The organism is Roseinatronobacter alkalisoli, assembly GCF_028745735.1.
In the GTDB taxonomy this organism is placed as follows: Bacteria; Pseudomonadota; Alphaproteobacteria; order Rhodobacterales; family Rhodobacteraceae; genus Roseinatronobacter; species Roseinatronobacter alkalisoli.
Genome location: NZ_JAQZSM010000002.1, coordinates 238,746 through 250,056 on the forward strand (window position 1 = coordinate 238,746; position 11,311 = coordinate 250,056).

The window sequence follows — 11,311 nt, forward strand, 5'->3', positions numbered from 1 at the left end:
GTGCCCGCGTGAATGCAGATAAACGCGCGGGCGCATCAGTCTGCCTTGCGCGCGCAGAGCTGCGACAGCGCTTCGGCACGGCCGAGGCTGCGCGCAGCTTTCGCGCGTTGCTCCAGCATATGCGCGGTCTGCCGGGCCAATGTGCGGTTCAGGCGCAGCCGTTGGTCAAGTGCCCATTTCGCATGTAACTGGCGGGCAGCGAACAGCGCCGGGTCATCGGTCAGCGGAACGGGGCGTGACAGCTTTTCCGCGCGTGCGCGGGTTTCATTGCGCGCATTTGCCAGCTTTTGCAGGTGTGCCAGATCCCTGTCGCGGATCAGTTGCGCCATGGCCTGCAATCGCTTCACCCGGTCATTCTGCGTCATGACCACCGCCCCTTGCGGGCCTTGGCGCGCACGGTATTGGCAAAACGGATGGCCGCTGCGACGGCCCGATAATGCTCGGACTGCACTTCTGCGTCTATATCGACGCTGGCATATAGCGCACGCGCGGTAACGGGATCGGAATGAATGGGTACGCCTGTTTCCTTGGCGCGTTCGCGGATCCGCAGGGCGATTTCGTCAACCCCCTTTGCCACACAAACCGGTGCGCCGCTGGATTGCGCCGACCATTTCAGCGCAACCGCATAATGGGTGGGATTGACGATGACAACGCTTGCATCCGGCACCGCATCCAGCATGCGGTTGCCCGCGATTTCGCGCCCGCGCCTGCGGCGTTCACCCTTGGCATGCGGGTCACCTTCGGATTGCTTCATCTCGTCATGCATGTCCTTGTGGGACATGCGGTTGCGGCGCAGATGTTCTGCGCGCTGCCAGAAGAAATCAATGCCGCCGATCACCAGCTTGACCACGAAAACAAGCGCAAGAAAGCGGACAACAAGCCCCAGCAATTCCGTTGTTGCCAGCGCCGGGGTCAGATACAGGCTGCCGATGATAAGCGGCAGATTATGCAGCAGAAAAAACCACAGCACAGCCGAAATCGTGGCGAGTTTCACCGTGCTTTTGGCGAATTCGAACAACCCGCTGCGCCCGAATTTGTTTTTCGCATTGGCAATGACCGACACGCGCGACGCCTTGGGTTTCAGCTTTTCGGGGGCGAAGATCACGACGCGCTGGGCAAAAAGCATGGCCCAGACAATCAGCATCGGGATGGCGACAAGCGGCAGCGCGGCCAGGATCACATTCCCCATAAGCCCGCCCAGAAGCGCGCGCGCATGCTGTACCAGCAGCGTTGAAATGCGGTCCGACTGGTCCAGCAGGACAGTACCTGTTTCGCCGATCTGTGTCAGGCTGAACGGCCCTGCCGCCAGCGCGGCCAGCAGCAGCCCGAAAAACGCGGCCGCAGTATTCAGGTCGGTGGACCTGGGCACTTCGCCCTTGCGGCGTTGTTCGGCCAGCTTCTGCTCGGTTGCCTCGAATTCCTTTTCGCCGCTCTGGTCTTCCTCGCTCATCGGGGCGGGCCTGTGGGGTTCGCGATGAAGCCGTGAAAAGCGTCCTGCCATATAGGCAGCAACAGCGGCGCGGTCAGAAACAGCAGGGCCAACCCGGCGAAGGTAATGGCGGGCGCGCCGACAAAGGCGACCATCAATTGCGGCATTGCCTTGTTGATGGCCCCAAGAGCGACATAATACAGCACCGACATCATGACAAAGGGCATGGCCAGCGTGAAGGCCAGCATGAAGGCCCTTGATATCTGCGCGGTGCCCCATTCGCCCAGATTTCCGGCGTCGGGAAACCCGCCCGCTGGAAAGAAGCTGTAGGACAGGATCAGAAATTCCGCCAGACGGACATGCAGCCCGTTGATGACGGCAAGCGCCAGCCCGGCCATGACAAGGATCCGGGACATGGCAGGCTGCGGGTCCACGCCCGCGCCACCGAAGAATTGCGACAGGGATGTGGCCTGCGCGGCAATCGTGCCTGCGGTCTGCAAGGCGATGACGAACAGCCGCAGCCCGACACCAAGCACCAGCCCCGCCAGCCCTTCGGCGGCAATAACAGTGACCAGCGGGCCGGGGCCGCCGCGCAATTGCGCCAGATCGGTGCCGACAGCGGGGGTGATGATCAGCGTGAACGCGATGGCCAGTGCCAGCCGTACCCGGACGGGAACAACGGTTTCACCGAAGGCGGGCATCAGCGCCATCATCGCGCCTACCCGCAGAAACACCCCGAACCCAATGACCAATTGTGGCGTCAGGCTGTCCAGATGGGCGGCAAGTGTGTCGAATAATTCGGGCGTCATGCGGTGATTGTTCCCAGCAGCGCGGGTCGCGCCTCCAGGCCGATTTCCTCATAGGACAGGACGGGTGTCACCATGCCTTTTGCGGTCAGCACAGTGCGCAGGAAGCGGCGGCGATGCGCGGATGTGACCAGCGCAGGGCTTTCGCCGTTTTGCGCCAACAGGCCCAGTTTTTCAGCCACACGGTCTGTCAGGCGCGTAAAATCTTCGGGGGGCAGCGCCACATCCGCCGCGCCCAGATCGCCGGTCAATTGATAGGTGGTGAATATGTCTTCCCAATCGGGGGCAAGCTGGATCAGCGGCAAGGTGCCATCGCTGCGTTTCAGCGGTGCGACAAGCTGGAATCCCAGACGCTGGCGGACATGTTCGCAGACCGCTTCCGGCCCATGCGCCACGCCGCGTATTTCTGCAACCGCTTCCAGAATAAGCGGCAGGTTGCGGATGGAGACACGTTCTTCCAGCAACAGCCGCAACACCGCCAGCAGCAGTTCCACCGGCACCTTGTCGGGGATCAGTTCGTTCAGCAGCCTTTTGTTGGCATCCGCGCGCGATGCATCCGACAGGCGGGTCAGTTCATCCAGAATGCGGTTCAGGCTTTTGAAATTCAGCAAGCGTCCGAAATTGGACTTCAGCACTTCCAGTAGATGGGTGGCCAGCACTTCGGTCGGGTTGACAACCGTGGTCCCCCCGATCGCGGCTTCTTCCTGCTGGCTGGCGTCAATCCAGCGCGCGGGGGCCTTGTAGACCGGTTCGCGCACATCTTCGCCCTGCATGTCGAACCCGGTCCCTTCCTGCACCAGCGCCAGCACCTTGCCGGGGCGCAACTGGTCGCGGGCCTGTTCGACCCCATGTATCAGAATGGCATAGCTGCCAGCGGGCAGGGCGGCGTCATCGGTCAGGCGGATTTCAGGCAGGATCAGGCCGAAATGGCGCGCAATATGCGACCGGATGGACGAAATGCGCGCATCCAGGCCGATGGACGGGTCCAGCACCATCGGCACCAGATCCGGGGCGAACTGCACATGAATTTCGTCCAGATCCAGATCATCCCCCAACATGCGTTCGGGGGTCGGGTCCGATAGGGCGGTGGGTTGTGCCGCGTCGGCGCGCGCACGCGCCTGCATGTTCAGCGCCAGCCAGGCCAGACCCAACAGCACGGCAGCCCCGATCACGAAGGGAACGAATGGCAGGCCGGGAACGAAGGCAAACAGCGCCATCAGCAGGCCCACTGTCGTCAATGCGGACGGGTAGCGCCCCAGTTGCTCAAACAGCGCGCGGTCGGTGGCACCATTGGCCCCCCCGCGCGCCAGAAGCAATGCTGCGGCAATCGAAATGATAACGGCAGGAATTTGCGAAACCAGCCCGTCCCCCACTGTGAGGATGGCATAGGTTTCAAACGCGGCACCAAGGGTCATGCCATGCATCATGGTGCCGTTGATCAGCCCCATGACGATGTTCAGAAGCGTGATCAGCAGGCCCGCGATGGCATCGCCCTTGACGAATTTCGACGCCCCATCCAGCGACCCGTAGAAATTCGTTTCGGCTTGTTCGGTTTCGCGCCGCCGCTTGGCTTCCTGATGATCGATTGCCCCGGCGGACATGTCACTGTCGATGGCCAGTTGTTTGCCGGGCATCCCGTCCAGCGCGAAACGCGCGCCAACTTCGGCCATGCGCCCCGCGCCCTTGGTGATGACGATAAAATTGACGATCAGCAGCACAAGAAAGATCACAACACCAAGAAAGACAGACCCGCTCATGACGAAACTGGCGAAGCCCTGAATGACCCCACCTGCGGCACCGGTGCCGGTATGCCCTTCGCCGATGATCAGCTTGGTGGAGGACACGTTCAGCGACAGCCGCAGCATGAGCGAGGCCAGCAGAACCGTCGGAAAGATAGAGAAATCCAGCGGGCGCTGGATGAACAGCGTGACCGTGAACATCAGGATGGCCAGCGCGAAGGATGTGGCCAGCCCAAGATCCAGCATCCACGCAGGCACGGGCAGAATCATCATGACAATGATTGCCATCAGCGCAAGTGCCAGCAGCACTGTCGGGCTGAACAGGGCTTTGGGATCAAGGTTTTTCATCGCTGGCGGGTTCCCGTTTCCACAATCGGTTGCGCAGCCTGCAGCAGCGACAGCGAGACAAGCGACCCCATCACCCCCCCGTCACCGGGTTGCAGCAATGCATATGTCGATTGCCCGTAGGGCGCGGCAGGGGACGCGGCAGGGGACGGGGCAGGGCCGGCAGGCGCCGCCAATGCATTGAAACGGGCGACATAGCGCTGCGCCAGTTCCGGCGTGGCCGAATGATATGCGCCGACCGCATCTGCCCATGTCCCCAGCCGCTGGAAATGACCATGCAGCAGTTGCGCCGCGTAGTCGGCATTGCGTGCCGGGTCCAGCATTATGTCCAGTGACGGGAAATGGCGGGCATGCCAGTGATAGTTGATCTGGAAACACCCGATGTCGATATTGCTATGCCCGCCATCCAGTGCGTTGCGGATAATGGCCAGCGCGCCGTCGCGGGTTGCGGGCCAGTGCCCTTGCCCGTTTGCATGCACGGCCCAAGGCCAAGGTGCCATGCCCGTCGCGGTCTGGCGTCCGGTTTCCACCAGCGCGATCTTGTGCATCACGTCAAAGGGGACATCATGGTACTGGGCGGCCTGCCGTGCGGCAGCAAGGCAAAGCTGCGCAGGGTCCGTCAGGGCGGCGTTGCGTGCCTGCGCGGCGGATACCAGAATGCCACTGGTTATGCCATGGACAAGCAATAGCATGGCCGCCACCGCGATGTTGGTTTTGCGCATTTCGCTGCTCCGAATCGACCGCTTCTTGCTGATCTTCCGTGCAACTATGCGCTATGATCGTTTATAATCCGTAACCGGGCGGTACTCCGTGCCCATGGCCCGGTTACAGCAATGCAATCAGCAGATCGCCGTTTACAAATAATGCCAGCGCGATGATGCACAGCGCCGCAATGGAAAACACCAGATCATGGCGTTTGTCCCAGACCCCGGTATGCGCGGCCAGCCGCACGACTGCCGGATAGACCAGCACGGCAGCCAATGCCTGTCCCGCCAGTGCGCCAGGCAGGTCCATCAGCAGAAAACCTGCCAGAAACAACGCGCTTTGTATGATTGCCCGGAATGCGGTCAGCCGGAAAAACAGCCGCGCTTCGCCGCGCGCAAGCGCCGCGTGCTGGTACGTCGCGCTGATCAGGGGGGGCAGTTGCGCGCAGCTTATCAGCACAATCATGGGGCCGGCCATCAGATAGCGGTCATCATAGAGCAGACCGATCAGAAACGGCCCAGCCAGCGCCATCACTGCCAGCATCGCCATGACTGTCGCGGTAAGCATATAGCGCATGCGCTGTAGCTTTTCGGTGTTCTGGCTGCCCTGGGTGTCGAAAGATTCCCGATAGGCCGGAATCAGCATCCTTTCGTTCATGGCCTGCATCAGCAGCACTGGAAAAGCGGCCAGAAACCACGCGATGTTATAAAGCCCCAGTTCCGTCAGAGAGAAGAAATAACCAAGAATGGCGCGATCCCCTTGCGCCAGCAGGAACCCGAAACCCGATGACATCATGATCCAGCCGCCAAAGCGCAACAGATCGCGCGCCGCGTCCCGTTCCCAGCGCAGGCGGTTGGTCTGGCCCGGAATGATTGCCCATTCCAACGCCAGTCTGGCAACTGCGGTTGCGACCATGCCCCAGACCATGGCCCAGTAGCTGCCTGTCGCCCATGCAAGGACAATCATGACCAGAATGCCAGCGGCCTGTGATGCAAGTTGCGTCATCATGACACGGCCCAGCCTGATATGGCGTTCTGATGTGAACACCTTTGTCGGTGCAAGCCCGGACAGCAGCAGCGAAACGGCACAGACCGGCAGAACCAGCGCAAGTTCGGGCGCATCATATAACATGGCGGCAGGCCAGGCCAATGCGCAGGCCAGCCCCCACAAAACCACGCCACGCGCCGCATTCAGTGTGAACGCAGTATTCAGAAAATCCTGATCATCGCCACGGGCGTTCTGCATGATGGATTGTTGCACGCCTGCATCTGACAGCATTGTCAGGCCGAACAGGATCATGGTGACCAGCGCCATCAGCCCGAAAGCATCGGGGAACAGCAGGCGCGCAACGATCAGGTTCGACCCGAAGCGCATGGCCTGCGCCAGTACGAAACTGCCGCCTGTCAGGGCCGCACCGCGCAGCAATCTGGAAACGAGGGTCGGGTGGGCCTGCAATCTGCTGTCCATCTGCGATAATGCTGTCTTGTCTATACTGGTTGCGGCGCATGTACCCTAGCTGCAAAATGCGGCGGAACAATGGGAAACGCCCCCTGATCCGGCGGTCAGGTCACTTTCGAACGGGTTTTGAACTCGGCCCGGTCCCAGCGCCGGTTCTGCATAATTGCGCACAGGGAGTCGGCGGCTTTGGCAACATCATCCGGTGTCAGATAAAGCGGTGTGAACCCGAAGCGCAGAATATCGGGGGCGCGGAAATCCCCGATGACGCCTTCGGCAATGAGGGCCTGAATGATGGCATACCCCTCCTGATGCCGGAAACTGACCTGAGAGCCGCGCGCGGCACCATTAACAGGCGAGGCAAGCGTCAGTTCAGAACACCCTGCCGTCACGCGGTCGATGAAAATCTGCTGCAATTCCAGTGACCGGCGGCGCAGGTCGTGCATATCAACCCCGTCCCATACATCCAGCGCGGCATCAAGGGCCGCAAGTTGCAGAATGGGGGGCGTGCCCACCCGCATGCGTTCAATGCCGGGGCCGGGGCGATAGTCCAGATCGAAGGCAAAGGGCGCTTCATGCCCCAGCCAGCCCGAAAGCGCGGGCCGCACCTTGTCGGCCAGACGCGGCGCGACATAAATGAAGGCCGGACCGCCGGGGCCGGAATTCAGGTACTTGTAACTGCATCCCACGGCAAAATCGGTGTCAGCTGTTGTCACATCCACCGGAATGGCCCCTGCCGAATGGGCCAGATCCCAGACCACCAGGGCACCGTGTTCATGCGCACGGGCAATCAGGCGGGCCATGTCATGCTTGCGGCCGGTGCGGTAATCCACTTCGGTCACCATTACCACTGCGATGCTGTCGTCAATCACATCTTCCACCGCTTCGGGGGCAACGGTTTTCAGCCGGTAGCCGGGGCCAAGCGTGCGGCACAATCCATCGGCCATATACAGATCGGTCGGGAAATTTCCGGTATCGGACAGGATGACGCGGCGGTCCGGGCGCATCTCCAGCGCAGAGGCAAGCGCCTGATACACCTTGATCGACAATGTATCGCCCATGATGACACTGCCTGCGGTCGCACCGATCAGCCGACCCACACGGTCACCCACGCGCGCGGGCAGGTCCATCCACCCCGCACGGTTCCAGCCGGTAATGACCATCTTGCCCCATTCATCGGTCATCGTTCGCGCAACACGCGCAGGGACAGCGCGGGGCAGGGGGCCAAGCGAATTTCCGTCAAGATAGATCACCCCTTCGGGCAGATCGAACATGGCGCGGGTGGCGGTAAAGTCGGTCATATGTCCCTCCGGTTCATCGGTATGGGTGCCGTTTGTGCCGTGCAAGGTCAAGTTGGTTTTGAATCTGCGGCAGGCAAGGTGCGGGTGATTCACGCAGCACTGGCGGCCAAATTGCGTGCCCGGTGACTCATAAACCGCATTTACGGTGTGATTCTGCGTCGGAACCGAAGAAACTCGCGTCCTGCCGTGACGGCGGCATCAGATTGCAACATTCAGCCTTGCCTGCGCGCGATGACACAAGTAACTGATATTCTAGAAGAACTGTTATGCGAGCTTGATCGTCGTGACGGTGGCTTTTTGGTATGCATTTGTATGCCGTGAGCACATAATATTGCGCGCTTGTGAAACAATCTTGCGCAGGGTATGCAGACGCGATGTCGAAAAGAACGCATTTTGCGGTCACTGAATTCGGTTAACCTGAAAGAAAGGGGGACGGCGCGTGAAAATTGGGGCCTTACAGGAAATCAAACCGGGCGAGGCGCGTGTTGCGCTGACACCAGACAGCGCAACGCAGATCCAGAAACTGGGGCATGAGTGTTTCGTGCAATCCGGTGCGGGTGTGGCTGCAGGCTTCAATGATGAAACCTATGCAAATGCCGGTGTTACGGTCGTCAAGGACGCCGCCGCCCTGATTGACGCCGTGGATGTCGTCATCAAGGTGCGCGAACCTGAGCTGGAGGAAGTCCAGCGCCTGAAAAAAGGCCAGACCCTGATTTCCTTCTTCTGGCCCGCCCAGAACGAGGAAATGCTGGCCGCAGCACGGGATCAGGGCGCGACGGCCATTGCCATGGATATGGTGCCGCGGATTTCGCGTGCGCAGAAAATGGATGCGCTGTCATCCATGGCCAATATCGCAGGCTACCGCGCTGTGATCGAGGCGGGCAATAACTTTGGCCGTTTCTTCACCGGGCAGGTGACAGCGGCAGGCAAGGTGCCCCCGGCGCGCGTGCTGATCGTGGGCGCGGGTGTTGCAGGGCTGGCGGCTATCGGCACATCAACCAGCCTTGGCGCGATTACCATGGCTTTTGACGTTCGCCCCGAAGTGGCTGAACAGATCGAATCCATGGGCGCTGAATTTGTGTTCCTTGATTTTGAGGAAACCCAGGATGGCGCGGCAACGGGCGGCTATGCGGCCCCGTCCAGCCCTGAATTCCGCGAAAAGCAGCTGGAAAAATTCCGCGAACTGGCCCCGGATGTGGATATCGTCATCACGACGGCGCTGATTCCGGGCCGCCCTGCGCCGAAGCTGTGGACCGAAGACATGGTTCAGATGATGAAACCCGGTTCCGTCATCGTCGATCTTGCCGCCGAAAAGGGTGGCAATTGTGACCTGACCGTGCCTGATGAACGCCTTGTCACCGAAAACGGTGTCATCATCATTGGCTATACCGACTTCCCGTCGCGCATGGCCACACAATCTTCCACGCTTTATGCGACCAATATCCGCCATATGCTGCATGACCTGACCCCGGCCAAGGACGGGATCATCAACCATAATATGGAAGATGACGTCATTCGCGGGGCGACGGTCACGCATGAAGGTGCCATCACCTTCCCGCCACCGCCACCGAAGGTGAAGGCGATTGCCGCCAAGCCAAAGGAAAAGGTCAAGGAACTGACGCCGGAAGAAAAGCGCGCCAATGAGGTGGCCGCGTTCAAGGCGCAGACCAGAAATCAGGTGATTTTGCTGGCCGTAGGGTCTGCGCTGGTGCTGTCAGTGGGACTGGTCGCACCCGAAGCCTTCATGCGCAATTTCATTATTTTCGTGCTGGCCGTGTTTGTCGGCTTTCAGGTCATCTGGAAAGTTTCGCACAGCCTGCACACACCACTGATGGCCGTGACCAACGCTATTTCGTCGATCATCATCGTCGGCGCATTGTTGCAGATCGGATCAAGCTCAATGCTGATCACGCTTTTGGCGGCGCTGGCCCTGCTGATGGCTGCGGTGAATATCTTTGGTGGTTTCATGGTGACACGGCGCATGCTCGCCATGTTCCAGAAATCCTGACGGCAGGAGGAATTAAGAGATGGATTTTGGATTTACAGTTGCGGCCTATGCGGTTGCGACAGTTCTCTTTGTCCTGTCGCTTGGCGGTCTGTCAGGGCAGGAAAGTGCGAAACGCGCAATCTGGTATGGTATCGCAGGCATGGCAATCGCCGTTCTGGCGACCATGGCCGGTCCGGGTTCCGGCTTGTGGGGGCTGACCTTGGTGCTGATCGCGATCGGCGGCGTCGTCGGCTGGCAGCTTGCCACCCGCGTAAAGATGACACAGATGCCCGAACTGGTGGCGTTCATGCACTCGTTGGTGGGTCTGGCGGCGGTTCTGGTGGGCTTCAACGCGCATCTTGAAATCGGTCGCGTTGCGGCTGCGTTTGCCGAAGGTGGGCTGCCCTTCCCGCAACCTGTTGGCCTGATGAGCGTGCCAGCATACGAGTTGTGGCAAAGCCTGACCAATTTCGCCATGATCATCGGCAAGAAAACCGCTGTTGAGGTGACGATCCTGCGTATCGAACTGATGATAGGCATCTGGATCGGGGCAGTGACCTTCACCGGGTCGATTATCGCCTATGGTAAACTGGCTGGCAAAGTGGACACGAGTGCCCGGCAACTGCCCGGCGGTCACATGCTTAACGCGGGTGCGGCAGTGCTGTCAGTCATCTTCGCCGGGCTGTATCTGGCCTATGCCGAAAGCGCGGGCGCGTCGATCTTCATGCTGCTTGTGCTGACCGCCCTGGCGCTGTTCATCGGCTACCATCTGATCATGGGAATTGGCGGGGCCGACATGCCGGTGGTGGTGTCCATGCTCAACAGCTATTCCGGCTGGGCGGCGGCGGCAATCGGCTTCAGCCTTGGCAATGAACTGCTGATTGTGGTTGGTGCTCTGGTCGGCAGTTCAGGGGCTATCCTGAGCTACATCATGTGCAAGGCGATGAACCGCAGCTTCATCAGTGTTATCCTCGGTGGCTTTGGCGGGGCGTCCGGTCCGCAAATGGAAGTCGAGGGCGAGCAGGTTGCGATTGACGCCGGAGGCGTGGCCGCAGCGCTTAACGAAGCTGACAGCGTAATCATCGTGCCGGGTTACGGCATGGCGGTGGCACAGGCACAGCAAACAGTGTCGGAACTGACACGCAAGCTGCGCGCTGCCGGCAAGAATGTGCGTTTCGCCATTCACCCTGTCGCAGGGCGTTTGCCGGGGCATATGAACGTGTTGCTGGCAGAAGCCAGGGTGCCCTATGACATCGTGCTGGAGATGGATGAAATAAATGACGATTTCCCCGATACGGATGTGGTGATCGTCATTGGCTCCAATGACATTGTGAACCCGGCCGCGCAGGAAGACCCCAACAGCCCCATTGCCGGCATGCCGGTGCTGGAAGTCTGGAAGGCCAAGCAGGTTTTCGTGTCCAAGCGCGGGCAGGGAACGGGCTATTCCGGCATCGAGAACCCGCTTTTCTATAAAGACAACACGCGGATGTTCTATGGCGACGCAAAAGCATCAGTTGATCAGCTTCTGCCGATGATTGACTGAC

The 11,311-nt window shown here is 60.2% G+C and carries 9 protein-coding genes; 2 read left to right on the plus strand and 7 right to left on the minus strand.

Features of this window, described 5'->3' with window-relative positions:
• Window positions 1–35: 35 nt before the first annotated feature.
• From PUT78_RS03530 to kynU, 7 genes are all read right to left on the minus strand, one after another.
• Window positions 36–365, minus strand: coding sequence for a hypothetical protein (locus tag PUT78_RS03530; protein ID WP_274350726.1), 330 nt, complete (start codon window positions 363–365; stop codon window positions 36–38).
• Window positions 362–1,450: an EscU/YscU/HrcU family type III secretion system export apparatus switch protein gene (locus PUT78_RS03535; RefSeq protein WP_274350727.1), complete on the minus strand. Its 1,089-nt coding sequence runs from the start codon at window positions 1,448–1,450 to the stop codon at window positions 362–364. The genes PUT78_RS03530 and PUT78_RS03535 overlap by 4 nt, the downstream gene beginning before the upstream one ends.
• Complete coding sequence (locus tag PUT78_RS03540) at window positions 1,447–2,238, minus strand: flagellar biosynthetic protein FliR (protein WP_274350728.1); 792 nt, start codon at window positions 2,236–2,238, stop codon at window positions 1,447–1,449. Before PUT78_RS03540 ends, PUT78_RS03535 begins: the two co-directional genes overlap by 4 nt.
• Window positions 2,235–4,322: a flagellar biosynthesis protein FlhA gene (flhA, locus tag PUT78_RS03545; protein WP_274350729.1), complete on the minus strand. Its 2,088-nt coding sequence runs from the start codon at window positions 4,320–4,322 to the stop codon at window positions 2,235–2,237. The genes PUT78_RS03540 and flhA overlap by 4 nt, the downstream gene beginning before the upstream one ends.
• Window positions 4,319–5,041, minus strand: coding sequence for a lysozyme family protein (locus PUT78_RS03550; RefSeq protein WP_274350730.1), 723 nt, complete (start codon window positions 5,039–5,041; stop codon window positions 4,319–4,321). Before PUT78_RS03550 ends, flhA begins: the two co-directional genes overlap by 4 nt.
• Before the next feature lie 103 nt (window positions 5,042–5,144).
• On the minus strand, window positions 5,145–6,491 hold the full coding sequence (locus tag PUT78_RS03555; RefSeq protein ID WP_274350731.1) for an oligosaccharide flippase family protein: 1,347 nt from the start codon (window positions 6,489–6,491) through the stop codon (window positions 5,145–5,147).
• Between the two features lie 95 nt (window positions 6,492–6,586).
• A complete protein-coding gene (kynU, locus tag PUT78_RS03560) occupies window positions 6,587–7,780 on the minus strand; it encodes a kynureninase (protein WP_274350732.1) in 1,194 nt (397 codons plus the stop codon).
• 439 nt (window positions 7,781–8,219) lie between these two features.
• On the opposite strand from kynU, the gene PUT78_RS03565 reads away from it, so the two are divergent.
• Together PUT78_RS03565 and PUT78_RS03570 are read left to right on the plus strand one after the other, a co-directional pair.
• A complete protein-coding gene (locus PUT78_RS03565; RefSeq protein ID WP_274350733.1) occupies window positions 8,220–9,788 on the plus strand; it encodes a Re/Si-specific NAD(P)(+) transhydrogenase subunit alpha in 1,569 nt (522 codons plus the stop codon).
• Window positions 9,789–9,807: 19 nt separating this feature from the next.
• Window positions 9,808–11,310, plus strand: a complete 1,503-nt coding sequence (locus tag PUT78_RS03570) for an NAD(P)(+) transhydrogenase (Re/Si-specific) subunit beta (protein WP_274350734.1) — start codon at window positions 9,808–9,810, stop codon at window positions 11,308–11,310.
• Window position 11,311 lies beyond the last annotated feature (1 nt).

Coding starts and splice junctions, on each gene's coding strand:
- PUT78_RS03530 (WP_274350726.1), bottom strand. CDS start 365: ATGACGCAGAATGACCGGGTGAAGCGATTGCAGGCCATGGCGCAACTG.
- PUT78_RS03535 (WP_274350727.1), bottom strand. CDS start 1,450: ATGAGCGAGGAAGACCAGAGCGGCGAAAAGGAATTCGAGGCAACCGAG.
- PUT78_RS03540 (WP_274350728.1), bottom strand. CDS start 2,238: ATGACGCCCGAATTATTCGACACACTTGCCGCCCATCTGGACAGCCTG.
- flhA (WP_274350729.1), bottom strand. CDS start 4,322: ATGAAAAACCTTGATCCCAAAGCCCTGTTCAGCCCGACAGTGCTGCTG.
- PUT78_RS03550 (WP_274350730.1), bottom strand. CDS start 5,041: ATGCGCAAAACCAACATCGCGGTGGCGGCCATGCTATTGCTTGTCCAT.
- PUT78_RS03555 (WP_274350731.1), bottom strand. CDS start 6,491: ATGGACAGCAGATTGCAGGCCCACCCGACCCTCGTTTCCAGATTGCTG.
- kynU (WP_274350732.1), bottom strand. CDS start 7,780: ATGACCGACTTTACCGCCACCCGCGCCATGTTCGATCTGCCCGAAGGG.
- PUT78_RS03570 (WP_274350734.1), top strand. CDS start 9,808: ATGGATTTTGGATTTACAGTTGCGGCCTATGCGGTTGCGACAGTTCTC.